The organism is Acinetobacter sp. YH12117, from assembly GCF_013418865.1.
In the GTDB taxonomy this organism is placed as follows: domain Bacteria; phylum Pseudomonadota; class Gammaproteobacteria; order Pseudomonadales; family Moraxellaceae; genus Acinetobacter; species Acinetobacter indicus.
Map to the genome: position 1 here is coordinate 1 of NZ_VPBF01000027.1, position 25,419 is coordinate 25,419.

At 46.0% G+C, this 25,419-nt stretch carries 39 protein-coding genes and 1 pseudogene; 4 read left to right on the forward strand and 36 right to left on the reverse strand.

What is annotated here, in order from left to right:
* On the reverse strand, window positions 1-90 hold a 90-nt coding region (locus tag FTU55_RS10140; RefSeq protein ID WP_180046995.1), incomplete at its 3' end, for a MerR family DNA-binding transcriptional regulator.
* A gap of 45 nt (window positions 91-135) precedes the next feature.
* On the opposite strand from FTU55_RS10140, the pseudogene FTU55_RS10145 reads away from it, so the two are divergent.
* Window positions 136-972 (forward strand): annotated as a pseudogene (locus FTU55_RS10145) (DMT family transporter); the annotation flags it as partial.
* Window positions 973-1,033: 61 nt separating this feature from the next.
* On the opposite strand, the gene FTU55_RS10150 reads toward FTU55_RS10145, so the two are convergent.
* The 3 genes from FTU55_RS10150 to FTU55_RS10160 form a co-directional block, all read right to left on the reverse strand.
* Window positions 1,034-3,310, reverse strand: a complete 2,277-nt coding sequence (locus FTU55_RS10150) for a TRAP transporter large permease subunit (RefSeq protein WP_127799343.1) — start codon at window positions 3,308-3,310, stop codon at window positions 1,034-1,036.
* A 180-nt stretch (window positions 3,311-3,490) separates the two neighbouring features.
* On the reverse strand, window positions 3,491-4,063 hold the full coding sequence (gene rrtA, locus FTU55_RS10155; protein ID WP_160240943.1) for a rhombosortase: 573 nt from the start codon (window positions 4,061-4,063) through the stop codon (window positions 3,491-3,493).
* A gap of 55 nt (window positions 4,064-4,118) precedes the next feature.
* Window positions 4,119-5,192, reverse strand: coding sequence for a hypothetical protein (locus FTU55_RS10160; RefSeq protein WP_045795327.1), 1,074 nt, complete (start codon window positions 5,190-5,192; stop codon window positions 4,119-4,121).
* Between the two features lie 189 nt (window positions 5,193-5,381).
* On the opposite strand from FTU55_RS10160, the gene FTU55_RS10165 reads away from it, so the two are divergent.
* Window positions 5,382-5,561, forward strand: coding sequence for a hypothetical protein (locus tag FTU55_RS10165; protein WP_127801044.1), 180 nt, complete (start codon window positions 5,382-5,384; stop codon window positions 5,559-5,561).
* Between the two features lie 147 nt (window positions 5,562-5,708).
* Here the strand turns inward: FTU55_RS10165 and FTU55_RS10170 are convergent, their stop codons facing one another.
* Both FTU55_RS10170 and FTU55_RS10175 read right to left on the reverse strand, forming a co-directional pair.
* Window positions 5,709-6,101, reverse strand: a complete 393-nt coding sequence (locus FTU55_RS10170) for a hypothetical protein (RefSeq protein WP_168390958.1) — start codon at window positions 6,099-6,101, stop codon at window positions 5,709-5,711.
* A complete protein-coding gene (locus FTU55_RS10175; RefSeq protein ID WP_005180238.1) occupies window positions 6,088-6,345 on the reverse strand; it encodes a succinate dehydrogenase assembly factor 2 in 258 nt (85 codons plus the stop codon). Before FTU55_RS10175 ends, FTU55_RS10170 begins: the two co-directional genes overlap by 14 nt.
* Before the next feature lie 183 nt (window positions 6,346-6,528).
* Between FTU55_RS10175 and FTU55_RS10180 the strand changes: the two genes are divergently transcribed.
* A complete protein-coding gene (locus tag FTU55_RS10180; protein WP_005180239.1) occupies window positions 6,529-7,701 on the forward strand; it encodes an acyl-CoA dehydrogenase family protein in 1,173 nt (390 codons plus the stop codon).
* A gap of 87 nt (window positions 7,702-7,788) precedes the next feature.
* Here FTU55_RS10180 and FTU55_RS10185 read toward each other — a convergent pair whose 3' ends face one another.
* The 30 genes from FTU55_RS10185 to FTU55_RS10330 form a co-directional block, all read right to left on the reverse strand.
* Window positions 7,789-9,279, reverse strand: coding sequence for an NAD(P)/FAD-dependent oxidoreductase (locus FTU55_RS10185; protein WP_005180241.1), 1,491 nt, complete (start codon window positions 9,277-9,279; stop codon window positions 7,789-7,791).
* Window positions 9,280-9,477: 198 nt separating this feature from the next.
* The gene (gene rplQ, locus FTU55_RS10190) at window positions 9,478-9,843 is read right to left on the reverse strand and encodes a 50S ribosomal protein L17 (protein WP_004754212.1); all 366 of its coding nucleotides are present in this window, start codon (window positions 9,841-9,843) and stop codon (window positions 9,478-9,480) included.
* Between the two features lie 19 nt (window positions 9,844-9,862).
* Entirely contained in the window at window positions 9,863-10,870 is a 1,008-nt protein-coding gene (locus FTU55_RS10195; protein ID WP_005180245.1) for a DNA-directed RNA polymerase subunit alpha, read from the reverse strand.
* 17 nt (window positions 10,871-10,887) lie between these two features.
* Window positions 10,888-11,511: a 30S ribosomal protein S4 gene (gene rpsD, locus FTU55_RS10200; protein ID WP_016658534.1), complete on the reverse strand. Its 624-nt coding sequence runs from the start codon at window positions 11,509-11,511 to the stop codon at window positions 10,888-10,890.
* A 12-nt stretch (window positions 11,512-11,523) separates the two neighbouring features.
* Window positions 11,524-11,910, reverse strand: coding sequence for a 30S ribosomal protein S11 (rpsK, locus tag FTU55_RS10205; protein ID WP_001040166.1), 387 nt, complete (start codon window positions 11,908-11,910; stop codon window positions 11,524-11,526).
* Window positions 11,911-11,929: 19 nt separating this feature from the next.
* Complete coding sequence (rpsM, locus tag FTU55_RS10210) at window positions 11,930-12,286, reverse strand: 30S ribosomal protein S13 (RefSeq protein ID WP_005012957.1); 357 nt, start codon at window positions 12,284-12,286, stop codon at window positions 11,930-11,932.
* Between the two features lie 107 nt (window positions 12,287-12,393).
* The gene (gene rpmJ, locus FTU55_RS10215) at window positions 12,394-12,510 is read right to left on the reverse strand and encodes a 50S ribosomal protein L36 (protein WP_000867907.1); all 117 of its coding nucleotides are present in this window, start codon (window positions 12,508-12,510) and stop codon (window positions 12,394-12,396) included.
* Window positions 12,511-12,530: 20 nt separating this feature from the next.
* Window positions 12,531-13,850, reverse strand: coding sequence for a preprotein translocase subunit SecY (gene secY / locus FTU55_RS10220; RefSeq protein ID WP_171065119.1), 1,320 nt, complete (start codon window positions 13,848-13,850; stop codon window positions 12,531-12,533).
* A gap of 45 nt (window positions 13,851-13,895) precedes the next feature.
* Window positions 13,896-14,336 (reverse strand): 50S ribosomal protein L15, encoded by a 441-nt coding sequence (rplO, locus tag FTU55_RS10225; RefSeq protein WP_168381465.1) that lies wholly within the window; start codon window positions 14,334-14,336, stop codon window positions 13,896-13,898.
* Between the two features lie 3 nt (window positions 14,337-14,339).
* Window positions 14,340-14,516 carry a 50S ribosomal protein L30 gene (rpmD, locus tag FTU55_RS10230; protein ID WP_005180256.1) on the reverse strand — a complete coding sequence of 59 codons (177 nt, stop codon included), beginning with the start codon at window positions 14,514-14,516 and terminating at the stop codon, window positions 14,340-14,342.
* A 6-nt stretch (window positions 14,517-14,522) separates the two neighbouring features.
* The gene (gene rpsE / locus FTU55_RS10235) at window positions 14,523-15,020 is read right to left on the reverse strand and encodes a 30S ribosomal protein S5 (protein ID WP_005180258.1); all 498 of its coding nucleotides are present in this window, start codon (window positions 15,018-15,020) and stop codon (window positions 14,523-14,525) included.
* A gap of 2 nt (window positions 15,021-15,022) precedes the next feature.
* Window positions 15,023-15,373: a 50S ribosomal protein L18 gene (gene rplR / locus FTU55_RS10240; protein WP_005180260.1), complete on the reverse strand. Its 351-nt coding sequence runs from the start codon at window positions 15,371-15,373 to the stop codon at window positions 15,023-15,025.
* Between the two features lie 14 nt (window positions 15,374-15,387).
* Window positions 15,388-15,921, reverse strand: coding sequence for a 50S ribosomal protein L6 (rplF, locus tag FTU55_RS10245; RefSeq protein ID WP_180046997.1), 534 nt, complete (start codon window positions 15,919-15,921; stop codon window positions 15,388-15,390).
* A gap of 13 nt (window positions 15,922-15,934) precedes the next feature.
* Window positions 15,935-16,330 (reverse strand): 30S ribosomal protein S8, encoded by a 396-nt coding sequence (gene rpsH, locus FTU55_RS10250; RefSeq protein WP_180046999.1) that lies wholly within the window; start codon window positions 16,328-16,330, stop codon window positions 15,935-15,937.
* Window positions 16,331-16,342: 12 nt separating this feature from the next.
* Entirely contained in the window at window positions 16,343-16,648 is a 306-nt protein-coding gene (rpsN, locus tag FTU55_RS10255) for a 30S ribosomal protein S14 (RefSeq protein WP_180047001.1), read from the reverse strand.
* A 9-nt stretch (window positions 16,649-16,657) separates the two neighbouring features.
* A complete protein-coding gene (rplE, locus tag FTU55_RS10260) occupies window positions 16,658-17,194 on the reverse strand; it encodes a 50S ribosomal protein L5 (RefSeq protein ID WP_005180272.1) in 537 nt (178 codons plus the stop codon).
* A 16-nt stretch (window positions 17,195-17,210) separates the two neighbouring features.
* The gene (rplX, locus tag FTU55_RS10265) at window positions 17,211-17,528 is read right to left on the reverse strand and encodes a 50S ribosomal protein L24 (RefSeq protein ID WP_005180274.1); all 318 of its coding nucleotides are present in this window, start codon (window positions 17,526-17,528) and stop codon (window positions 17,211-17,213) included.
* 9 nt (window positions 17,529-17,537) lie between these two features.
* The gene (gene rplN, locus FTU55_RS10270; RefSeq protein WP_001982634.1) at window positions 17,538-17,906 is read right to left on the reverse strand and encodes a 50S ribosomal protein L14; all 369 of its coding nucleotides are present in this window, start codon (window positions 17,904-17,906) and stop codon (window positions 17,538-17,540) included.
* A gap of 91 nt (window positions 17,907-17,997) precedes the next feature.
* Entirely contained in the window at window positions 17,998-18,255 is a 258-nt protein-coding gene (gene rpsQ, locus FTU55_RS10275) for a 30S ribosomal protein S17 (RefSeq protein WP_019836860.1), read from the reverse strand.
* Window positions 18,252-18,449: a 50S ribosomal protein L29 gene (rpmC, locus tag FTU55_RS10280; protein WP_180047003.1), complete on the reverse strand. Its 198-nt coding sequence runs from the start codon at window positions 18,447-18,449 to the stop codon at window positions 18,252-18,254. The genes rpsQ and rpmC overlap by 4 nt, the downstream gene beginning before the upstream one ends.
* The gene (gene rplP, locus FTU55_RS10285) at window positions 18,449-18,862 is read right to left on the reverse strand and encodes a 50S ribosomal protein L16 (RefSeq protein WP_005180280.1); all 414 of its coding nucleotides are present in this window, start codon (window positions 18,860-18,862) and stop codon (window positions 18,449-18,451) included. Before rplP ends, rpmC begins: the two co-directional genes overlap by 1 nt.
* A gap of 3 nt (window positions 18,863-18,865) precedes the next feature.
* The gene (rpsC, locus tag FTU55_RS10290; RefSeq protein ID WP_005180281.1) at window positions 18,866-19,618 is read right to left on the reverse strand and encodes a 30S ribosomal protein S3; all 753 of its coding nucleotides are present in this window, start codon (window positions 19,616-19,618) and stop codon (window positions 18,866-18,868) included.
* A gap of 1 nt (window position 19,619) precedes the next feature.
* Window positions 19,620-19,949: a 50S ribosomal protein L22 gene (gene rplV, locus FTU55_RS10295; RefSeq protein WP_180047005.1), complete on the reverse strand. Its 330-nt coding sequence runs from the start codon at window positions 19,947-19,949 to the stop codon at window positions 19,620-19,622.
* An 11-nt stretch (window positions 19,950-19,960) separates the two neighbouring features.
* Complete coding sequence (gene rpsS, locus FTU55_RS10300; protein ID WP_001138119.1) at window positions 19,961-20,236, reverse strand: 30S ribosomal protein S19; 276 nt, start codon at window positions 20,234-20,236, stop codon at window positions 19,961-19,963.
* 20 nt (window positions 20,237-20,256) lie between these two features.
* On the reverse strand, window positions 20,257-21,081 hold the full coding sequence (gene rplB, locus FTU55_RS10305; RefSeq protein WP_180047007.1) for a 50S ribosomal protein L2: 825 nt from the start codon (window positions 21,079-21,081) through the stop codon (window positions 20,257-20,259).
* Window positions 21,082-21,092: 11 nt separating this feature from the next.
* On the reverse strand, window positions 21,093-21,413 hold the full coding sequence (rplW, locus tag FTU55_RS10310) for a 50S ribosomal protein L23 (protein WP_005180285.1): 321 nt from the start codon (window positions 21,411-21,413) through the stop codon (window positions 21,093-21,095).
* On the reverse strand, window positions 21,410-22,012 hold the full coding sequence (rplD, locus tag FTU55_RS10315) for a 50S ribosomal protein L4 (RefSeq protein WP_005180287.1): 603 nt from the start codon (window positions 22,010-22,012) through the stop codon (window positions 21,410-21,412). The genes rplW and rplD overlap by 4 nt, the downstream gene beginning before the upstream one ends.
* Window positions 22,013-22,023: 11 nt before the next feature.
* On the reverse strand, window positions 22,024-22,662 hold the full coding sequence (rplC, locus tag FTU55_RS10320; protein ID WP_005180289.1) for a 50S ribosomal protein L3: 639 nt from the start codon (window positions 22,660-22,662) through the stop codon (window positions 22,024-22,026).
* Between the two features lie 59 nt (window positions 22,663-22,721).
* Complete coding sequence (gene rpsJ, locus FTU55_RS10325) at window positions 22,722-23,033, reverse strand: 30S ribosomal protein S10 (RefSeq protein ID WP_005180291.1); 312 nt, start codon at window positions 23,031-23,033, stop codon at window positions 22,722-22,724.
* A 266-nt stretch (window positions 23,034-23,299) separates the two neighbouring features.
* Entirely contained in the window at window positions 23,300-24,052 is a 753-nt protein-coding gene (locus FTU55_RS10330) for a type 1 glutamine amidotransferase (protein WP_180047008.1), read from the reverse strand.
* Window positions 24,053-24,213: 161 nt separating this feature from the next.
* Between FTU55_RS10330 and FTU55_RS10335 the strand changes: the two genes are divergently transcribed.
* The gene (locus tag FTU55_RS10335) at window positions 24,214-25,401 is read left to right on the forward strand and encodes a PLP-dependent transferase (protein ID WP_180047010.1); all 1,188 of its coding nucleotides are present in this window, start codon (window positions 24,214-24,216) and stop codon (window positions 25,399-25,401) included.
* Window positions 25,402-25,419 lie beyond the last annotated feature (18 nt).

Genomic DNA, 25,419 nt, shown 5'->3' on the forward strand with positions numbered 1-25,419 from the left:
TAAAGTGCCTTCCTCATCCCATCTTCTTAGGGTTTGGATGGAAACACCCAGTGTTTTAGCTGCAACGCCAATACTAACATATCTACTCATCTGTATATAATAATATAGAAATAAGTAGATTTCAATTGGCAGTTATTAACCCTCTCTGCTTTTCTGTTTTCGCTGATGGGCGTGTGTATCCGCTACGCCTCGCATACGGTCGACAATGCCACTATTGTGTTCTTCCGTAATTTTATTGGCCTGTTTATTTTTCTGCCGCTGCTGTTCAATAAAGGCCTCGGCTTTTTTAAAACCCGGCGTCTGTGGATGCATACCTGGCGTAGTGTGGTCGGTCTGCTGGCGATGTATGGCTTTTTCTATGCCATTGCCCAGCTTAAACTGTCCAATGCGATGGTGTTTACCTATTCTTCCCCGATCTTTATTCCGCTCATTGCCTGGTTATTCCTGAAAGAAAAAGTCAGTGCAGCCATGCTGATCGCCGCCCTGTTTGGTCTAATGGGCGTACTCTGTGTGGCCAAACCAGATGCCGGCCTGTTCAATCATCTGTCGATCATTGGTCTGGGCGCCAGTTTTCTGGCCGCAATGGCCTTTGTCACTGTGCGCGCCCTGACGCAAACCGAACCACCAGAACGGATTGTGTTTTATTTCTGCCTGATTGGCACCCTGATTTCAGTCATTCCAATGTTCTGGCTATGGCGAAGCTATCAATGGAGTGAACTGGGCCTGCTGATCAGTGCCGGGGTGCTGGCCAATATCAGCCAGATTTTTATGTCGCGGGCCTATAGTCTGGCACCTGCCGGTCAGATTGGGCCGGTAAATTATATTGCGATTATTTTTGCCGGCATCTGGGGCTTTTTGTTCTGGCAGGAATTGCCAGATCTGTCTAGCCTGCTCGGCTTTGGCCTGATTTTAATTGCGATTTTACTGTGCAGCCCGCTGTTTAAAAAAGCCAGTCCTACACAGGCGCCATAAAAATACCCTGACCTTTCGCAAAAGATCAGGGTATGGTCATCATCACGGTTGAACGGCTGGCTTACTGATACCAGCCAAACAGTTTAAAGAAGTATGGTACATAGGCAATGATCAGCATCGCTGGCAGCATCACCAGAATCGGCAGAATCCAGCGCTCAAAACGATAGTAGAAGGATTTGTGGCGCACTTCGGCATCTGCCGCCGCCACTTCTTCATCGCCAATCGACTGCCTGGCCAGCAAGTGGTTCAGCGCGACCGGCGGGGTGATATAGCCCATTTCAAAGCCAATCAGGGTAATCATCCAGAAATGTACCGGTTCAATCCCATACTGGTAGGCTACCGGTGCCACCGTGGCAGAAATCAGGATGACCGCACCAAACGGGTCCATAATCATGCCGACCAGTACCATCACCAGCACAATCAGGCTAATCACAATAAAGGTACTACTGATATCGGTCGGGAAAGCTTCCATGATTTCAATCCGTTCCAGGAAGCCGCCGACACTGACCGATAAGGCCATCAAAATCACCAGTGCACCAATATGCCCCACGGTTTCACTAATGGAAATGTGCATCGACTTCCAGAAGCCAACCTCACGCTCCGGCTCGGACACCGCCACGCTATGATCCGCCGACATGCCAGTATCCTCAGTTGCAGTATGTACGCCATCGCGGTATTCCACACCACTGACTGCACTGGCGGTCGCCAGCGCCGGTTGCGATGAATCGGTATATTTTGCTGTCAGGCTTTCATCCCAATGACCTACTGGTGGAATTGGCGCCGGTTCATGCCGCAATTTATCAAACAGGACAATTAACAGCAGAATCACAGGCATCATCACCGGCGCGGTAAATTCGTTCAGGTTGGTGTCCAGCGCATATTTGTAGAACATCCAGATCAGCACGAAAATAATCACATACGGCACCACCGCACCCATGGCACGTAAAGATCGTGGTGCAGCCACAGCTGGTGAAGCAATCCGGAACTTACTTTCAGCAAAGAACAGCGATACCACCAGGAAAATTGTTGTAGTCAGCAGGAATACATACACGCCATAGTGGTACAGCACATCGGTGGTGACTTCCTTGTTTAAAGAGGCAACAACCACAATCAGCAGACATGGACGTAAGACTACCCCCATCGAACCAGATAAAGCCGTTGCTGCCAGGGCAAACTGACGGCGCCCGCCAGCATTCCAGACTTCTTTATAAATGATGGCACCGGCCGCGATCACAAAAATCCCCGAGGCACCGGTATAGGCTGTCGGTAATGCCGCACCAATCAGGATTAACCAGGTCAGGGTTTCGGGTGCCAGATTCCATGGCCGCATGATGTTCAGGAATTTATCCACCACACGGGTCTGTTTCAGCAGCATACCGGCCCAGATAAACAGCGCCAGATTCAGGAAGATGCTGGAGAATTCCACCAGCTGGCCCAGGTAAATCCCCTGCCCCATTGGATAATCCATGAAGAAGGTAAAGGCAATACCGGTAATAATGGCCATATAGGCATACAGCGGTACACTCAGGAAAGCCAGACCTAGACTGCCGCCTTCTCGCGTTGGTGCAGGCGGACGAACAAACTGCCATAAACTGATGAGGGTCAGCGCACTAAACAGGATCATCCACAACCAGTAAATGATCTGCATTTCACCGGTCATCGGCACCCCGGAATTCAGCACCGAACGATACTGGCTATAGGCCGAGAACGCCAGAAAGGCATTGGCCACGGTCATGCAGGTGGTATATATCCGATAATCAATTCGTGTGGCAGGCCCACGCAAACCAATATGATGGGTTTTTAAAGTGGCACTAATCGCGGCAAACACCACCATCAACACCAGCAGCAAGGCACGGTTTTCAGTACCAAATTTAAAGATGCCAAAGAAGGTGGTTTCTACACTGCGATAGGTGCGTAAACTTGGATGCGCCTGCATATGCTGCACAGCCTGATCATAAAACACATATTTTTCTTCACAGACCTGCTGCGCAGCCATAATTGAGGCACGCACATCCGATTCAGACGGGGTTCCAAAAATATCAGCAAATTCATCGGCCGCATTGGCTTTCATTTGTGCCTGCACCTGGCCGTCAATATCCGGGTTGCGGTCACAGTCAGGGGCACTTGGTTCAGCGCGCAAGAATGAATACTGCATACCGGTGGCAGGATCACCGTATAGACGTTCGCCCATACGCAACAGCTGGCCGTGAATCATCTCACCAGTTCCAATGATCAGCGTCAGCAGCAGCAACACCAGAATCACAAAGGCAGAAATCCATTCTGTCCATATATATCTGAGCAGATCCAGTCCGGATCTGCGTTGTCCTTGATTTGACATATTTTTTCCTGTTTTTTTATTTTCGGAAACGGCAACAGGGCCGTATTTCGCGCATCCTGTAGCAAGCAGCCATCCTGCTGCTATTCAAATCTTGTTGTCATTCTTTTCGAATGTGCATCAAAGTACATTCATTTAAAATGACAATATTCATTTTCTTTTTGGTGGAAATGGTCAACCGGATCACTTTTTCAAGCTGTAGGTATAGATCAGATAGACAATCGCCAATCCCGCACCCCAGATCACGCCCAGCAAATGCGCCTCGACCAGTACCGGGCTGCCAATCAGCTCGGCCGTTTCCTTACTGCCAAAGGTATTTTCCCACAGCAGTTTGGCCAGAATCAGCAGCAATACCAGCGCGGCAAACCGGCGTTCTTGAGCATCAAGCAGATGCACCACCGCCACTGCCATATACGCTCCATGCAGCACCCCAGACAGGCCGGCATAGGCTTCAATATGTGGAAACAGGACATAGAAACTGAAACTGATAGCCGGAGGTAACAGCAATAACAGGCTGACAAAATGCCAGGTTTTGACCCGCGGAAAAATAAAAGGCAAACAGGCAAAGGCCAGAATATTCAGCAGATAATGCACCCAGCCCACATGCACCCAATGCGCTGTCCACAAGCGCCAGAATTCTTGTAACAGAGCAGGACGCCAATAAATAAAATGATCCGCAAACACCTGCAAACAGGCCGCCAGCGACATAAACACGGCAATAAAAATAATTTTCTTACTGAAAAAATGAAGTGTCATGTCGTTGTCCCTGTTGAATCTTTTAAGTATAAAGCGTCCTCCTCGTAGCGACTATTTACAGATTGTTGAGTTCCGTATCTGGAACGGCCGTTGTATCTTCACCAAATAAATCATCCAGTTCAGACGCATTGTCCTGCTCATCCCAGAAACGGCTCATACCATCATCGGCAGTACGTACCCCGGTATTTTCAGTCCAGTAACGGTCAGAAATCCCCTGCACCATGGTGGCGGCCATACTGTCAATTAACTTGAATTGTGGGTTAATCGGTTTTTCTTCGGTGCGTGCAGCCGCAAATGATTTTAGCGCATCACGAATTTTGGCATCATCGCCGCTGGCCTGCGCGGCCACTGCATACAGGGCATGCGACAGGCGCACACCTTTCTGCTCACCAATTTGCATCGACTGTTTCAGGGTCTGATACGGCTCCGGTTTGCCCTCTCCCGCACCTGGCAACAAGGTCCAGATCACGGCACGGGTGGCTTGTGGTGCACCCCAGAATTTTTCATTGTTCAGACAGGTCATGCCACGCTCGACCACGGCAGCAATATCTTTAGGCACATGCACCGCACCGCCAGAGTTAATATCATTGGTCATGGCCTGTAAACCACTGATCATGCCAAGCAAATACACGGTCTGATCAATATCGCTGTTCATTTTCGGGCAGCCTTCACCCAGTGGTTTTCTGTATTTCTTTTCCCAGCGATTCTGGAATAACTGATAACCGGTATATTGGCGCTGTGCCGCAATAGCCGCCCAGCGTTTCTGTTCAATCCGGGCATCTTGCGCTTCACTGACCTGTCCGGCTTTTGACGCACGTAAATAACGCAGCTCGGCATCCAGGGCACGGTTTTCCGCACAGATACCGGCGGCTGAATACATCAGCACCGCAACCCGGGTCGGGTCTGCACCCATATCTTTGGTGGCCATAATTGCAGGGGTCAGGGAATTACCGCTGCTACAGACCATTTCGGCATCATCCATGGCCAGAATGGGAGGAACAATATGTTTTTCAGTAAAACCTAAAGCCACATTGGCACCGGTTTTCACCACTTGTGAACAGCCGGAAAGAAGTGTTGTTGTGAATGCAATAACCGCCACACCCTGGCAGATTTTTTGGACTTGCGACATTTTCCTGTCCTCTATAATTGTGTTTATGTCCATGGCAACAAACATATCAGATGCATTATCTGAATAAAAGAGCATTTACTCTAATCTGAGAGCTGTACTTTGACATGAAAAGCGGGCAAGAAAATTGACTGAATTTGCAGGAAAGCCAAATTTTAGGCAAAAAAAAGTAGCATTGCGACGGTTCAGCACATGCTACTTATTAACTGGAACCCAATTACGGGCATTTTATTGGTGCAATTCGTTCCTTCAGCAAGCTTCCTCATCATCCAGCCACAATTGAACACAATTGCGATGACCAGAAACATTCACGTGGCGATCACCCTGGCGATTTCCCTGTTTGCTGTTGGTGTCTTTAATATATCTGGATAATTTTCAAACACAAGAGGCTTTTGTCCAACAATCGGTATTTTTTGCCAATTTACCGTGACTGTGTAGGACAAATAAAATGATAGACTTTATAAATTTATTTAAAATCAATATCTTATTTTTATATTAAAATATACAACTGTCTGACAATTAGATGGTTTCTGCCAATGTTTTTAAGGCTTTCCACTCTGCAAACGAAACTTGGTCACGCCAGATGACTGCAGATTTGACCGGTGCATGATGAAAATACAGCACCAGATACAGCTGATGATCCAGAATATGCTCGAGCAGACCGCGTTGAATCTTGGAGCCAGAATTAAACTGCAGACTCCACTCTGCCCCATCTAAATGCGCCAAGGCGGTTAATTGGGAGCGTCGCTGAAACCCGTAATAACTGACAGCCGCCAGAAGCAGACCTAGCAGCCAAAGCAGCGGATGTAATAATTGAAAACTTAAAACAGAAAATAGAATCAGCAGGCTCAGCTGAAACAGCAGCGCCAGACGGCTCGGTTTCAGCTGAAAGTCGCGCTTAGCCGTGGACATAGTGTTTTAATTTACGGATCAGCTCGCGCATTTCCGGGCGTGGCGGTTCAGACACTTCCATAAACCAGTCCAGCAAATCCGGATCTTCCTGTTCAACCAGCGCCGCAAACGTGGCTTTTTCTTCCGGATCAGCGGTTAAATAATAGTTTTTCACATAAGGATCAAAGTAGACATCAATTTCCTTTAAACCGCGACGGGCACGATAAATCACTTTACGCTCTTCTAAGCTAATGTCTTCACTCATGGTTTTGTCCACATCATATTGATATCGCAATTAGTTTAACCCAGCCCAGAAAAAGTTTCGATGAATTTATCGGACTGACCAAAACCGCCAGCAAAAAGCCAGAAATGATGTTTCTGCACATTGTACTGCCGGCTCAGTTTGCTTTAGTTTCAAGGAATAAAAATAAGTGAAGGAACTCTAACCATGCAATCTGCTGCAATTCGCCCACTCAACAACATGTTGCCACGAAAATTATTTCAGAGTGAGCATGAGGCATTCCGCGATACGGTGCGCAAATTTTATGAAAAGGAAGTTTTGCCGAATACGGAAAAATATGAACAGCAACAGCATGTAGACCGCGATTTATGGAACAAGGCCGGTGAACTGGGACTGCTGTGTACCACCATGCCAGAGCAGTATGGTGGCTCTGGAGTAGATCGCCTCTACAGCATGATCCTGATTGAAGAACAGGCCTATGCCGGCGACTCGGCCACCGGCTTCTCGCTGCATTCCGATATTGTCGCCAACTATATTCATAATTTTGGCAACGAACAGCAAAAACAGCACTGGTTGCCGAAAATGGCGACAGGTGAAGTGGTCACCGCCATTGCCATGACCGAACCGGGCACAGGCTCAGATTTACAGGCAGTACGCACCACGGCAGTTTTAGAGGGCGATGAATACGTCATTAACGGCTCTAAAATTTTTATTACCAATGGCTATTTATGCGATATGGCGATTGTGGTGTGTAAAACTGGCAATAGTGACAAAGGTTCTGCCAACCTGTCGCTGATTATGGTCGAGGCAGATCGTGCCGGTTTTAGCAAAGGTAAACCGCTGAATAAAATTGGCATGAAAGGTCAGGACACCTGCGAGCTGTTTTTTGACAATGTCCGGGTACCCAAAGAAAACCTGCTCGGGATGGAAGGTATGGGCTTTATCATGCTGATGAAAGAGCTGGCCTGGGAACGCATGATTGTGGCGATTATCTGTCAGGCCGGTGCCGAAGCAGCCTTTGCGCATACCCTGCAATACACCAAAGAACGTAAAGCCTTTGGTAAACCGATTGGCGCCTTTCAGAATACCCGCTTTAAACTGGCGGAAATGCGCACTGAAATTGATTTCTGCCGCGCCTATCTGGACCGGTGTATGGAACTGCAGCTCGAAGATCAGCTAAGTGTTGATGCAGCAGCGGCGGCCAAATACAAAATCTCGGAGCTGTTTTCCAAAGTGGTGGATGAATGTCTGCAATTGCATGGCGGCTATGGCTATATGCTGGAATATCCGATTGCCCGTGCGTATTTAGACAATCGCGCCAACCGGATTTATGCCGGTACCAATGAAATTATGAAAGAGCTGATTTCCCGCTCCCTATAACGCATTACAAGCGTAGAACCCGATATAAACAACAAGGAAGCTCAATTGAGCTTCCTTTGTTCATTGCACGATCATGATGATGTGTGCTTAAGACACCAGTTTAGGTTTACGTGCAGACTCACTGACTGCTTTACGGAACTTCAGCACCGGATCAGCAAATGAAGCCTGTTTTAAATCCTTACGGTCTTTCAGGTAATTATTGCTCACTCGCCAAGGCGCATGTTTACCCTGCTTTGGCATCACATTCGCGGCACGGGCAATATAACCCGAAGTTAAACTACCCATCACAGTGTCTTCCATCAACTCTGAAGGATCACCTTCCGCAATCACTTCGGTATAGCCTTGCTGATCCATATGATTAATCAGACGGCAGATATAATCCGCAGCAATATCAACTTTTAAAGTCCAGGAGGCATTGATATAGCCAATAATCATGGCCATATTCGGCACATCGCTGACCATCACACCCTGATACAGCATATGTTTCGAGGTATCCAAAGGCTGATGATCAATGGTGGCTTTAACCCCGCCTAAAATCTGAATTTGCAGACCGGTAGCCGACACAATCACATCTGCGTCAAGATGTTTGCCAGATTTTAACTGGATGCCCTGTTCGGTAAAGGCTTCAATCTGGTCGGTTTCAACACTGGCCTGCCCTTCACGCAGCACTTTAAACAAATCTCCATCTGGCACCACACACAGACGCTGATCCCATGGATTATAGCTCGGGCTAAAGTGTTTCATATCCACTTTGCCTTTCAGCTGCATCTCAATTGACTTTAATAAAAATTTACGCAGCAGCTTCGGCTGTTTCTGTGCCAGCGCATACACACCGCGTTGCATACCAATATTTCGTGCCCGCGTCAGCTTATAAGCCAGCTCCTCCGGCAACACCTTGCGCATGTTGTTATAGATAAAATCTACCGATGGAATGGAAGCAATATAGGTCGGTGAGCGCTGCAGCATGGTGACATGCGCTGCACCGCCTTTGACCATTGCAGGCACCAAGGTAATAGCGGTAGCACCACTGCCAATAATCACCACTTTTTTACCAGAATAATCGAAGTTTTCCGGCCAATGCTGTGGATGAATAAAAGTACCTTTAAATGCCGACTGATTCGGGAAATCCGGCTGGAAGCCCTGATCATAATTGTAATAACCGGTACACCCCAGAACAAAATTGGCGATCCAGGTCTGTTTTTTGCCCTGTGCATTTTCAATCACGACAGACCATTTCTGGGTCTGGCTATCATAATTGGCAGACAGCACCCGATGCTGGAAATGAATTTTGGATTTCAGTTGATACTCTGCAATCACTTCTGACAGATAGTTCTTAATTGAAGCGCCATCAGCCAGAATGCTGTCTTGCGTCCAGGGCTTAAAATTAAAGCCAAAGGTCGACATATCCGAATCGGAACGAATACCCGGATATTTAAATAAATCCCAAGTGCCCCCAAAGCTCTCACGACGCTCGATAATTTCAAAGGTGCGCTGCGGGCAGTGTTTGGAAAGATGCGCGGCCAGACCAATACCAGAGATGCCCGCACCCACAATCAGAATATCAACATGCTTGTCCATTTTGTTTTTATACCTGTTCAACGTTCTGTTTTTATTAAAGCACAGATTTGACAATACTCAATGTCAAGTTTGATAAAAAGCGATAAAATTTATATCAATTCGGGACACAACAGAAAAATTGTCTGACAACTGGCCATAAAAAAAAGGCCGGTTTAAAAAACCGACCTTTTTTAGAACAACTGAACTGCTCTTGCGAAATTATTTAACTTCGCGATCTACAAGTTCAACGTAAGCCATCGGTGCAGCATCACCTGCACGGAAGCCCGCTTTAAGAACACGTAGATAACCGCCGTTACGTTCTTTGTAACGAGGGCCAAGAACGGTAAATAATTTACCAACAGTTGCTGCATTACGAGTACGAGCAAACGCCAAACGACGGTTTGCAACTGTATCGTTTTTAGCTAAAGTGATTAAAGGCTCAGCAACGCGGCGAAGTTCTTTCGCTTTAGGCAAAGTTGTTTTAATTAACTCGTGCTCAACTAAAGCATTGGTTAAGTTTTGGAACAACGCCTTACGGTGGCTGCTGGTACGGCCTAATTTCACACCACTATTACGATGACGCATGGTGAATAGTCCTACTTAATTAACGGCTACGATAAGCGAAGCGGTCGTCCATGCGGAGACTAGCTGGTGGCCAGTTCTCTAAACGCATGCCGAGCTGCAAGCCTTTCGATGCCAGAACATCTTTGATCTCAGTAAGCGATTTTTTACCCAGGTTAGGTGTTTTAAGTAACTCAACCTCGGTGCGCTGTACAAGATCACCAATGTAGTAAATATTTTCTGCTTTCAAACAGTTAGCAGAACGAACAGTAAGCTCTAGATCATCTACTGGACGAAGCAAAATTGGGTCAACTTCTTCACGAGGTTCTTGAGCCACAGGTGCCTGATCTTTCTGAAGGTCAACAAAGATTGCAATTTGTTGTTGCAAGATTGTTGCCGCTTTGCGGATTGCTTCTTCAGGATCAACAGTACCGTTGGTTTCAAGATCAATGATCAGCTTGTCAAGGTCAGTACGTTGTTCTACACGCGCATTTTCTACGATGTAAGACACACGTTTGATCGGGCTATAAGAAGCATCTAACTGTAAACGACCCACTGGGCGAGTTTCGCCTTCAGGGAAACGTGAGTCAGATGTTTCATAACCACGGCCTTGAGCCACTTTCAAACGCATTTTTAACGCGCCTGATGCACTTAAAGTGCCGATCAAGTGTTCAGGGTTAACCACTTCAACATTATGCGGTAAACGAAGGTCAGCTGCAGTAACGTCACCTGGACCTTGTTTTTCCAATGTCAAATAAGCTTCATTTTGATCGAATAGCTTAATAGACAATCCTTTCAGGTTCAGCAAGAGCTCGACGATGTCCTGCTGCAAGCCTTCTAAGGTACTGTACTCGTGCTCAACACCCTCAATTTCAACTTCAACCACAGCTGCGCCAGGTAAAGAAGAAAGAAGGATGCGACGTAAAGCATTACCAAGAGTATGACCAAAGCCACGCTCTAATGGTTCCAGAATAACTTTTGCCGAGGTCCCGCTAACCGCTTCGACCTTGATCGCTTGCGGAGTTAGAAACTCATTTGCAGTACGCGTCATTATTGCTACCTCAAGGATTATTTAGAATACAATTCTACAATCAAGCTTTCGTTGATTTCAGCAGGTAAATCAGAACGATCTGGTGCAGCTTTGAACGTACCTTCTAATTTAGCGTGATCAACTTCCATCCAAGAAGGGATACCACGTTGAGCAGCTAATTCAATTGCGTTTTTGATACGTAATTGTTGTTTAGCACCTTCGTGAACTGCGATCACGTCACCAGCTTTAACTTGGATAGACGCGATGTTAACACGACGGCCATTCAAAGTAATGCTACGGTGAGATACAAGCTGACGAGCTTCTGCACGTGTAGAACCAAAACCCATGCGATAAACGACGTTATCAAGACGGCTTTCAAGCAATTTCAACAAGTTTTCACCTGTTGCGCCTTTAACACGAGCTGCTTCTTTATAGTAATTACTAAATTGACGCTCTAAAACACCGTACATACGACGTACTTTTTGTTTTTCACGTAATTGTAGTGAATACTCAGATTGTTTGCCGCGCGCTTGGCCATGTTGACCAGGAGCTTTAGCGTGTTTTTTAGTTTTGACGTCAAATGGTTTAACGCCAGATTTTAGTTGCAGGTCTGTCCCTTCGCGGCGAGAGAGTTTGCATTTTGGACCAATATAACGAGCCATGAATGTTTCTCCTTACACGCGACGTTTTTTAGGTGGACGGCAACCGTTGTGAGGAATTGGAGTCACATCGGTAATGCTGTTAATTTTATAACCCACTGCACCTAATGCACGAACCGCAGACTCACGACCTGGACCAGGACCTTTTACAAGGACGTCCAAGTTTTTCAAACCGTAATCTAAAGCAGCTTTACCAGCAACTTCAGCAGCTACCTGAGCAGCAAACGGAGTTGATTTACGTGATCCACGGAAGCCTTGTCCACCTGAAGTGGCCCAAGCCAGTGCATTACCTTGACGATCGGTAATAGTCACAATGGTGTTATTAAAAGAAGCGTGAATGTGTGCAACACCTTCAGAGACGGTACGGGTGACCTTCTTGCGTGTGCGAGTATCTTTAGCCATCTTTTAGCTTCCAGAAATCTTATTTCTTAATTGGTTTGCGCGGACCTTTACGGGTACGTGCGTTAGTTTTGGTGCGTTGACCACGGACAGGCAAGCTGCGACGATGACGAAGACCGCGGTAGCAGCCTAAATCCATTAAACGTTTAATGTTCATGGAAATTTCGCGACGTAAGTCACCTTCGGTCGGAACCTTAGCAACTTCTGCACGAATCGCATCAAGCTGAGCGTCATCTAATTCACGGATCTTAGTGGTAGTAGCGATACCAGCAGCAGCTAAGATGTTCTTAGCAGTGTGGCGACCAATACCAAAGATGTACGTTAGAGAGATAACAGCATGCTTGTTATCCGGAATGTTTACACCGGCAATACGAGCCATTCAATTTTCTCCAAAAAGGCAGTTAAGATAATCAACCGCCCCACAAAAATCTTGAGGGGCGGATAATAACCTAATTAGCCTACTGAAATCAACAGGTCTTGATCAGATTAACCTTGACGCTGCTTATGACGAGGTTCTGCGCTGCAAATTACGCGGATAACCCCATTACGACGGATAACTTTACAGCTACCACAAATTTTCTTTACAGAAGCTTGTACTTTCATGATGAAACCTCTAAGTGCGCTTATCCCTTAGGATGAGCAGTCGTTTTTCTCATTAACGTTTGATTATCGTACTGGTGCGAGGTGAGATGTGCTTGAAGCTGAGCCATAAAGTCCATCACGACTACCACAACGATCAATAATGAGGTACCACCCAAATAGAATGGAATACCAAACGAGCTCTGCAATACCATCGGCATCAAGCAGACCACTGTGATATAAATCGAACCAATAAAGGTCAAACGATTGAGAATATGATCTAAGTAACGAGCAGTTTGCTCACCTGGGCGAATACCAGGCACATAAGCTCCGCTGCGTTTCAAGTTCTCTGACACTTCTTTCGGACTAAAAACTAGCGCGGTATAGAAATAACAGAAAAAGATAATTAACGCACCAAAGAGCACCAAATACAATGGCTGTCCAGGCGACAATACGAGTGCCAGATCTTGCAAGCTACGCTTGATAATCCCTGCATCAGGATCCGCACTTCCTACCCATTGACCCAGACTGGCCGGGAACAACAGCAGAGAGCTGGCAAAAATTGCCGGAATCACACCTGCCATATTAATTTTTAATGGCAAATGGGTTTGCTGTGCAGTAAATACACGACGACCTTGCTGTTTTTGAGCATAGTTTACCGGAATACGACGTTGCGCTTTCTCGATAAACACAATGGCTGCCAGTACCGCCAGTGACAACAGACCAAAAATCACCAGACCAATCAGGCTGGTTTGACCATTATCGACTGAAGATAGCGATTGCAAAATCAGATTTGGCAATCCGGCAACGATACCGGCGAAGATGATCATGGAAATACCATTGCCCACCCCACGTTCGGTAATCTGTTCACCCAACCACATCAGGAACATTGTACCCGCCACCAGCGAGGTGACTGCCGGAACGTAAAACGCAAGACCTGACGTTAAGGTAATCCCTTGACTGATCAGACCTGCACACATCCCGATTGCCTGTACTAAGGCAAGGAACAAGGTACCTTGGCGCGTATATTGATTAATCTTACGCTTGCCCTGCTCGCCTTCTTTCTTTAAAGCTTCCAGCGAAGGAACCACGGTTGACATCAGCTGCACGATAATCGACGCAGAGATGTAGGGCATGATCCCGAGAGCAAGAATCGACATTCGCTCTAATGCACCACCCGAAAACATGTTAAACAAACCCAGGATAGTACCTGAGTTTGCATTAAAAAGATTTTCAAGTGCGGCATTATTAATGCCTGGTACTGGAATATGCGCTCCTAGTCGAAATACCAATAACGCACCAATGAGAAACATCATTCGGCGAATAATTTCACGATATTTCACGTGAAATGGTTGGCCTTTCATCATATGTACATGACCTGAAGAACTAGGAGACATAGACACTGGAGATTACTCCTCGACTTTACCGCCAGCAGCTTCAACAGCAGCTTTAGCGCCTTTAGTCAATGCAACACCTTGAACAGTGAAAGCACGAGTAATTTCACCAGAAAGTACGATACGCGCACGGATCATGTCTTTACGCACAACGTTCGCCGCTTTTAAAGTTTCTAGGCTAACGATGTCGCCTTCAACTTTAGCAAGCTCAGATAAACGTACTTCAGCAGTTCTTAAAGCGATTTGGCTAGTGAAACCGAATTTAGGTAAACGACGATATAACGCAGTTTGACCACCTTCGAAACCTGGACGTACGCCACCGCTCTTACGTGATTTTTGACCTTTGACACCACGGCCACCAGTCTTACCTACGCCAGAACCGATACCACGGCCCAGACGACGGTTTTCACGTTTAGCACCTTCTGCAGGTGCAAGTTCATTTAAACGCAGAGTCATGGCTTATTCCTCTACACTAACCATATAGTAGACTTGGTTGATCATACCACGGTTAGAAGGCGTATCTTGCACTTCTACAGTATGACCAATACGACGCAGACCTAAACCTTTCAGGCAAAGCTTGTGATTTTTCAAGCGGTGCGATGCAGATTTAGTCTGGGTAACTTTAATCGTTTTCATGATTGATTACCCTTGAATTTGTTCTACAGTCAGACCACGTTTCGCAGCGACTTTCTCAGGAGAAGTCATATCACGCAGACCGTTGAAAGTCGCGTTTACTACGTTCGCAGCATTTGTAGAGCCATAACATTTTGTTAATACGTTACGCACGCCAACAGCCTCTAGAACTGCACGCATAGCGCCACCAGCAATTACACCAGTACCTTCAGAAGCAGGTTGCATGTAAACGCGGCTTGCACCGTGACGAGCATGAATAGGATGCTGAACAGTACCGTCAACAAGGTCAACAGTAATCATGTTGCGACGAGCAGCTTCAAGTGCTTTAGAAATAGCAGCCGGAACTTCACGCGCTTTACCACGACCAAAACCTACGCGACCATTACCGTCACCCACAACAGTTAATGCTGTGAAAGAGAAGATACGACCACCCTTAACAACTTTGGCAACACGATCAACGGCTACCAGCTTTTCAACAAGACCTTCGTTTTGTTCAACTTTAGCCATGATTAGAACTCCAAGCCGTTTTCACGAGCAGCATCAGCCAAGGCTTTGATACGACCATGATATTTAAAACCAGAACGGTCAAATGCAACTTTAGTTACACCAGCTGCTTTCGCACGTTCTGCGATTAAAGCACCAACTTTCTTGGCAGCTTCAACGTTACCAGTTGTACCAGCACGTAAAGTAGCATCTAAAGTAGAAGCTTGCGCTAAAACTTTGCCACCATCTGCTGAGATAACTTGAGCATAGATGTGACGCGGAGTGCGGTTTACACACAAACGAGTCGCACCCAATGCACGGATGTGCAAGCGTGTGCTTTTCGCACGACGCAAACGGGATTGTTTCTTTTCGTTCATAAGAACCTCGCGCCTTATTTCTTCTTAGCTTCTTTACGAAGTACAACTTCGTCAGAATAACGAACACCTTTACCTTTATATGGCTCTGGTGGACGGTAACCACGGATCTCAGCTGCTACCTGACCTAATAATTGCTTGTTAGCAGATTTCAGGATGATTTCAGTTGCAGTAGGAGTTTCTGCAGTTACACCTTCAGGAAGGCTGTAATCGATTGGATGAGAGAAACCAAGGTTAAGGTTAACAACAGTACCTTTAACCGCAGCTTTATAACCAACACCGATCAGTTGTAACTTACGTTCGAAACCTTCGCTTACACCTTTTACAAGGTTGTTTAATACAGCGCGAGCAGTACCAGCTTGCATCCAAGCGTCTTTCGACTCTTTTACTGGAGCAACTTGAAGAGTACCATCTTCCTGTTTTAGCTCGACCAGCGCATGCAGGTTGAAAGACAATGTACCTTTGCTGCCTTTCACTTCGACCTGCCGGCCGTTCTGAGTAACTGTTACACCGTTAGGTACAGTTACTGGGGCTTTAGCCACACGAGACATGAGGAATCACCTATTAAGAAACAAAAGCAATAACTTCACCACCAATACCCGCAGCACGTGCAGCGCGATCAGTCATGATGCCTTTGCTTGTAGAAACAATTGCAATACCTAAACCTTGCTTAACGCTTGGAAGTGCATCTTTACCGCGATACTGACGTAGACCAGGACGGCTTACGCGTTTCACAGTTTCGATAACTGGTTTGCCTTCGAAATACTTTAATGTCAAAGTAAGAGTTGCTTTGCCTTCAACGTCAGCAACTTCTACATTGGCAATATAACCTTCTTGTTGAAGTACGTTTGCAATCGCAACTTTCAACTTAGAGTTAGGCATAGAAACAGTTTGTTTCTTTGCCATTTGAGCGTTACGAACACGCGTTAACATGTCGGCAACGGTATCTTGCATACTCATTCTAGTCGCTCCTTACCAGCTTGCCTTAACAACGCCCGGTACATCACCTTGCATTACTGTGTCACGTAATTTGTTACGGCCTAAACCGAACTTACGGAAGTAACCATGAGGACGACCAGTTAAACCACAACGGTTACGAAGACGCACTGGAGACGCATTACGTGGTAATGCTTGTAACTTCATCATCGCTTCGAAACGCTCTTCGTCGCTTGCATTTACGTTTGCAATAACAGCTTTTAATTCAGCACGTTTTTCAGCGTATTTCGCAACAGTAGCTTCGCGTTTCAATTCGCGATTAATCATACTTTTCTTAGCCATATCGACCTCTTATTTGAACGGGAAGCCGAATGCACGCATAAGCGCACGGCCTTCGTCATCGGTGCGAGCAGTCGTAGTGATGGTAATATCCATACCACGAATACGATCAATCTTATCGAAATCGATTTCAGGGAAAACGATTTGTTCTTTAAGACCCATAGAGTAGTTACCACGACCATCAAATGATTTCGCAGAGAAACCACGGAAGTCACGGATACGAGGGATCGCGATAGAGATCAAACGGTCTAAGAATTCGTACATGCGTTCGCCGCGTAAAGTAACTTTACAACCAATCGGCCAACCATCACGGATTTTAAAACCTGCGATAGATTTACGAGCTAACGTAAGAACTGGCTTTTGACCAGCGATAGCTTGCATATCAGAAAGAGCACCATCAAGGAGTTTCTTGTCAGCGGCAGCTGCACCAACACCCATGTTGATAGTGATTTTAGTGATGCGAGGGATCTCCATCACATTCTTAATGCCCAATTGTTCTTGTAATTGAGCTTTAAGTTCGTCGTTGTAACGTGTTTTAAGTCTGGCCATTGCCTATTTCAACCTATTACTTCGCTACCGCCACTGATTCACCATTTGATTTGTAAACGCGAGTTTTCACGCCGTCAATCGTTTGGTAACCAACACGGTCAGCCTTTTGGGTTGTAGCATTAAAAATTGCCACGTTTGAAATATGAAGCGAAGCTTCCTGAGTTACGATGCCGCCTTCAGCGCCAGTAACACGGTTCGGCTTTTGATGCTTCTTAACCAGGTTAAGGCCTTCAACCTTAACGCGGTCATTAGAAACTGACAAAACAGTACCCTGTTTGCCTTTTTCTTTACCTGCGATCACGATTACTTGATCGCCTTTTTTAATCTTAGCCATGATTGCCTCTTATAGAACTTCAGGAGCCAATGAAATAATTTTCATGAACTGTTCAGTACGAAGTTCACGAGTCACTGGTCCGAAAATACGAGTAGCAATCGGCGCTTTGTTGTTGTTCAAAATAACGGCTGCGTTATCGTCGAAACGAATCACAGAACCATCTGGACGACGGATACCGAATTTTGTACGTACAACTACAGCATTCATCACGTCACCTTTTTTAACACGTGCGCGTGGAATTGCTTCTTTTACAGTAACTTTAATAATGTCGCCAACAGAAGCATAACGACGATGTGAACCACCAAGTACTTTAATACATTGTACGCGGCGAGCACCACTGTTGTCTGCTACGTCGAGCATCGTTTCGGTTTGAATCATTGCCCTACTCCAAAACCGAGCATCACCGGTCACAATTTCGAAAGGCTCAAAGAGTACTCGAAATTGACCGATGATGCAACAAGAACGTTAATTACTCAGCAGCTGCTTCAACAACTTCAACTAGAGTCCAAGACTTAGTTTTAGAAATTGGGCGGCTTTCTTTGATGGTTACAACATCACCGATTTTAGCGGTATTGTTCTCATCATGAGCGTGTAATTTGGTTGAACGGCGAATCAATTTGCCATACAACGGGTGTTGAACTTGGCGTTCAATAAGGACAACAATAGATTTTTCCATTTTGTCGCTTACAACTTTGCCAGTTAACGTGCGGACTGTATTTTGACTCATTGCCCGTTCCCCTGTTTTTCGGTAAGGAGGGTCTTGATGCGTGCAATAGTTTTACGAGTAAGCGCAACTTCATGCGATTTACCCAATTGACCAGTTGCTTTCGCCATACGAAGACGGAATTGGTTAAGCTGTTGCTCATCAAGCAAAGCTTTCAACTCTTCTACCGACTTTTCACGTAGATCTTTAGTTTTCATTACATTACCGTCCGAGTCACGATAGTGGTTTTAAACGGAAGTTTAGCAGCAGCAAGCTTGAATGCTTCAGTTGCTAATTCATCGTTCACACCTTCCATTTCGTACAGGATCTTACCTGGTTTGATTTCGCAAACCCAGTATTCCACGTTACCTTTACCGTTACCCATACGAACTTCTAATGGTTTTTCAGTAATTGGTTTGTCCGGGAATACACGGATAAAGATCTTACCACCACGTTTAACACGACGGCTGATTGTACGACGCGCAGCTTCGATCTGACGCGCAGTCATACGACCACGTTCAGTCGCTTTAAGTGCGATAGAACCGAAAGATACAGTGCTACCACGGTGCGCTAGACCAGTGTTACGGCCTTTTTGAACCTTACGGAACTTAGTACGTTTAGGTTGCAACATGGATTATTCTCCTTTTTCAGCAGAACGATCATTGCGACGACCACGACGCTCTTGACCTTCACCACGACCGCGACCGCGTTTAGCTGGACGTTCTTCAGCTGGAGCTGGGTTCATGACTTGTTTCATGCCGCCCAAGATCTCACCACGGAAGATCCAAACTTTAACACCAATCGTACCGTAAGTCGTTTCAGCACGCATAGTCGCGTAGTCGATGTCCGCACGAAGTGTATGTAGAGGTACACGACCTTCACGATACCATTCTGTACGAGCGATCTCAGCACCGCCTAAACGGCCAGAAACTTCAACTTTGATACCTTTGGCACCAGCACGCATAGTGTTTTGAACCGCACGCTTCATAGCACGACGGAACATTACACGCTTTTCTAATTGAGAAGCGATTGCTTCAGCAACCAGACGTGCGTCTAAGTCTGGACGATCGATTTCGTTGATGCTTACTTGCGCTGGAACGCCCATAATGTTGGTAAGTTCGCGCTGTAATTTCTCAATGTCTTCGCCTTTTTTACCGATAACGATACCAGGACGAGCAGTGCTAATAGTTACTTTAGCAGCGCCTGTCGGACGTTCGATAAGAATATTGCTTACCATTGCGTTCTTAAGTTTTTTAGTTAAAAACTCACGAACTTGAAGGTCTTTAAGCAAGTATTCAGCGTATTGTTTCGGATTCGCATACCAGTTAGCGTTATGACGTTTCACAACACCTAGGCGGATACCGATTGGATGAACCTTCTGACCCATATCAAACCCCTACCTTAACGGTGATGTGACAAGTACGCTTAGTAATACGATCTGCACGGCCTTTAGCACGTGGCATAATACGTTTCAGGCTCATGCCTTCATCAACGTAGATCGTAGAAACTTTAAGATCGTCTACATCTAAACTGTTATTGTGTTCAGCATTTGCAATTGCAGATTCCAACGCTTTTTTAACCAGTACAGCAGCTTTTTTGTTGCTGTAGTTCAGGATGTTAAGCGCATGCGCAACAGATTTGCCGCGAATAAGGTCTGCAACCAAACGTGCCTTTTGTGCCGAGATAGCGGCACCGCGTAATTTAGCAGTTACTTCCATCATAGCACCTATTAACGTTTAGACTTCTTGTCAACACCGTGACCACGATAGGTACGAGTTGGCGCGAATTCACCTAGTTTATGGCCAACCATGTGTTCAGTAACGATTACTGGAACGTGGTTACGACCATTGTGTACAGAAATTGTTAGACCAACAAAATCCGGAAGAATCATCGAACGACGCGACCAAGTTTTGATCGGCTTACGAGAGTTGCTCGCAACAGCCGCTTCAACCTTAGCGAACAAGTGCGCATCGACGAATGGGCCTTTTTTCAATGAACGAGGCATTAGTCAGATTCCTTTACTTGTTACTTAACGCGACGGTCGCGAATAATCATCTTAGTCGTACGCTTGTTGGTACGTGTCTTGTACCCTTTAGCTTTTTGACCCCATGGGCTTACAGGTTGAATACCTTTGTTACGCCCTTCACCACCACCGTGTGGGTGGTCAACCGGGTTCATCGCCATACCACGTACGGTAGGACGAACGCCACGCCAGCGTGAAGCACCTGCTTTACCAAGTGAACGCAAGTTGCTTTCTGAGTTAGAAACTTCACCCAATACAGCACGACATTCAACGTGTACTTTACGCATTTCACCAGAACGTAAACGAACGATAGCGTAAGAACCGTCACGACCCAACAACTGAACTGATGTACCAGCTGAACGAGCTAACTGCGCGCCTTTACCGATTTTAAGTTCGATGTTATGAAGTGTAGAACCGATAGGCATGTTGCGAAGTGGCAAGCAGTTACCTGGACGAATTGGAGCATCGTTACCAGACTGTACTTTATCACCAGCACGTAAGCCTTTAGGCGCAATAATATAACGACGCTCACCGTCAGCATACTTCAGCAGTGCGATGTGTGCAGTACGGTTAGGATCGTATTCAATACGCTCAACTACAGCAGGAATGCCGTCTTTGTTACGTTTGAAGTCAACGATACGGTAGTGCTGTTTGTGGCCACCACCAACGTGACGAGTCGTAATGTGACCGTTATTGTTACGACCACCAGTACGTTTTTTAGCTTCTACCAACGGAGCATATGGCGCGCCTTTGTGAAGGTGATCATGAACCACTCTCTCTACAAAGCGACGTCCTGGAGACGTTGGCTTACATTTTTGAATAGGCATAATTTTCGTCCTTATTCCGCTGCGGTTTCAGCGGTATCGCCCAAGTCAGCCATTTCAACATCTTGGCCAGCTTTCAGGGTGACGTATGCTTTTTTAACATCAGAACGACGTCCGATAGTTTTACCAAAGCGTTTAGTCTTACCTTTAGTGATAGTCGTGTTAACTTTAACAACTTCTACACCAAATAATTGTTCCACTGCTTTTTTGATTTCAAGCTTGTTTGCATTTAATGCAACCTTGAACACTTGAACACCAGCAGTTTCACCTAAAACTTGTGCTTTTTCTGAGAATACAGGTCCTTGTAGGACTTGATATAAACGTTCGTTGTTCATCCGAGTTCTACCTCAATTTTCTTAGCAGCAGCAACAGACATTACAACTTTATCGAACGCGATCAAGCTAACAGGATCGATTGCAGTAGCGTCAACCACATCAACGTGTGGAAGGTTGCGAGCTGCAAGGTATAGATTCTCATCTACAGCTTCAGTAACGATCAATGCGCGAGTTGCATTCAAGTCGTTCAGTTTTGCAAGCAATGCTTTAGTTTTAGGCGCTTCAACAGCAAACTCTTCAACTAATACAAGACGATCTTGGCGAACAAGTTCAGCTAAGATACATTGCATTGCACCGCGGTACATCTTACGGTTCACTTTTTGAGACCAGTCTTGTGGACGAGCAGCAAAAGTTTTACCACCGCCAACCCAGATTGGGCTACGAATAGAACCAGCACGAGCGCGGCCAGTACCTTTTTGACGGAATGGTTTTTTACCACCGCCAGAAACGTCTGCACGTGACTTCTGAGCTTTAGAACCTTGACGACCACCAGCTAAGTAAGCTGTAACAACTTGGTGTACAAGCGCTTCGTTAAATTCACGGCCGAAAGCTACTTCAGACAATTCAACAGCAGAGCCGGAAACAGTTTTTAAATTCACGTTATTTCCCCTCAGGCCTTGATAGTAGGACGAACAGTTACGTCGCCACCAGTAGCACCAGGAACCGCGCCTTTAACAACTAGAACTGAACGCTCTGTGTCGATTGCAACGATTTCAAGACCCTGTGTAGTTACGCGCTCAGCACCTAAATGGCCAGCCATTTTTTTGCCTTTGAATACGCGACCAGGAGTCTGGTTTTGACCTGTAGAACCTAGAACACGGTGAGAAACAGAGTTACCGTGAGTAGCGTCTTGAGTACGGAAGTTCCAACGCTTAACACCACCTTGGAAACCTTTACCTTTAGATGTGCCAGTTACGTCAACGATTTGACCAACTGTGAACAAATCTACAGTAAGCGTACCACCAACTTCACGACCTTCAAGCTCAGCTTCTGTAACGCGGAATTCTTGAACCAGACGACCAGCAGCAACACCCGCTTTCGCAAAGTGACCTTTCTGAGCGTTAGTTACACGAGATTCGCGACGTTCACCAGTAGTGATTTGAATCGCTTGATAACCATCAGTTTCAAGCGTTTTGATTTGTGTGATGCGGTTAGGATCAACCTCAATCACTGTAACAGGTACAGAAACACCAGCATCTGTAAAGATACGGGTCATACCGCACTTGCGACCGACTAAACCAATAGCCATGTGCATAAACCTCTAAAAAAGCGGCTTAATTAACTTAGAGCGTTAATTAACCGAAAGCCTTAACCCAATGCGATCTGAACATCAACACCAGCTGCAAGATCTAATTTCATCAATGCATCTACAGTTTTGTCTGTAGGTTGAACGATATCGATCAAACGTTTGTAAGTGCGGATCTCATATTGGTCACGCGCATCTTTGTAAACGTGCGGTGATGTAAGAACGTTGAAGCGTTCGATGCGAGTAGGCATCGGGATTGGACCACACACTTGTGCGCCAGTACGCTTAGCGGTTTCTACGATCTCTTGAGCAGATTGATCAATTAAACGGTGATCAAAAGACTTAAGACGGATACGAATTCTCTGGTTAGACATACCAGTTAACTCCAAGCCAAAATATATAAAGAATCACTCTTGACGCATCTCACCCCACTAATAAAGGCAAGTGTCAAGAGCAGTGAAATATCACTAAGGTCGTGATCGATGCCACGACTGTAACGATAGTTAACCACTTTCTTCGCGGTTAACCCCCTTAATATCAAAGGGTCGCCCATTATAACGATTGTTTAATGCATAAGCAAATCCTTTTGTGGCTTTTTACATCATTTTTCAAATATTTCAACAAATCAATTGTTTAATAATTATACAGCCCGCCGCTGCGCTGCAGTTTGCTGTAACACATAATCTATCGCCTGATTTAATATCTGATTTCCTTGAATAAATTTATTTTTATTGGCGCGCTGCAGCTGCTCTAGCGATTGCACATAAGGTCCCTGAAACAGGGCCAGCTCTTCTTCATCTTCCAGGAATAATTGCAGGCTTTCTGGCGTGGTTTCCGGGTGAAACTGAAAGCCCAGTACATTTTTGCCAATCTGATACATCTGATTGCGACAGGCATCATTTTCGGCCAGATGCACAGCCCCTTTGGGAATCTCGAAGCTTTCGCTATGCCACTGCATGACATTAAACTGCTCCGGCAACTGAAAATAGTCTGGTGGCACATGACTAACCTTGCGTACCTCGTGCCAGCCCAGCTCCTGTACAGGATTGCGATTGACGGCCGCGCCCAGCGCATTGGCGATCAGTTGCCCACCCAGACACAGACCAATGGCCGGTTTTCCCATGGCCAAATAACGCCTGAGCCAGCGTTTTTCCATTTTTAACCAGGGGAAATTGGCTTCATCATTAACGCTCATGGTGCCGCCCATGACAATTAACAAATCGACCTCCTCGATCTGCGGCAGCGCTTCAATATCCAGTGCTGAATCAACCGGCAAGGCAAAAAATTCTGTGGCACTGATCTCTGCATTTAACCGTTTTAAATGCGTATAACAACTTCCAAATCCTTCACCAGCAATATGCTGAAAATAATGTACTTTTAAATGCGACGCCATGCGCTGAAACCTGTTGTTGTAGCTATGCTTTTAGGTTTTGCAAAAATGAAGCCAACTTTAGCGCCGAGTGTTCAAAGTCAAATAAATACAGCCAGATATGGCACAACTGATCCTTTTCTCTTAAGCTAAATTCAATTGATTGTCCTGATTTGAGCGAAGTCGTGAAAAAAAATCCGCAAACCGAACTGATTCATGCACCACGAAAAGCCCCTCAACTGATTTCTACGGTTCAACCTCCCCTCTATCGTGCATCGACGATTATTTTTAACAACACCGATGCACTGTTTAATCGCCACTGGACCGATGCCTATGACTATAGTTATGGCACGCATGGCACGCCGACGACCTTTACTTTAGGTGACAACATCGCGCAGATCGAAGGCGGCCTCTATCACCTGCTGGCGCCGAGCGGCCTTTCTGCGATTAATCTGGTCAATTCCTGCTTGTTAAGTCAGGGCGATGAAGTCTGGGTTCCGGATAATATTTATGGCCCGAATATGGAGCATCTGCGTAATCTGCAGCAGCGTTATGGCATTGCCGTCAAAGTTTACAACCCGGTGGAGGTAGAAAGCTTTAACCCAAGCGATAAAGCCAAACTGTTATGGCTGGAAGCGGCTGGCTCGGTGACACTGGAGTTTCCGGACTTAAGCGGTCTGGTAAAAAAAGCCCAGGCTCATAACATTCTGACTGCGCTGGACAATACCTGGGGCGCAGGACTGGCCTTTAATGCCTTTGATTTTGGCGAGGACCACTTAAGCGTAGATCTGACCGTGCATGCCCTGACCAAATATCCAAGCGGGGGTGGCGATATTTTAATGGGCTCGGTGGTGACGCGCGACCAGACACTCCATCATCAATTATTCGGGATGCATGCCATTCAGGGGATTTGTGTCAGCGGGGATGATACGGCGCAAATCCAGCGCAGTCTGGCCTCCATGCAGCTGCGTTACCAGCAACAGTCACAATCAGCACTGACCTTGCTGAACTGGCTAAAACAGCAAAAAGAGCTGGTTCAGGTCCTGCATCCGGCTGATCCGGACAGTGCCGGTCATGCATACTGGAAAGACATCTGCAAGGAGGGTCACAGCGCCGGACTGGTTAGTGTGATTTTTGATGCGCAATACAATTTAAACGATATTCGAGCATTCTGTGATGCATTAACCCTGTTCAAGCTGGGCTTTAGCTGGGGGGGACCGGTCAGCCTGGTCATGCTATATAACTTAAAAGAAATGCGTGTGCTGGAACATTCACATTTAAAAGAGGGTTTCCTGGTTCGTTTCTGTATTGGACTAGAACATCCGGAAGATCTGCTTCAGGATATTAAACAGGCTTTAAAAGTCTTAGCTTAAATATCGACATAAAAAATT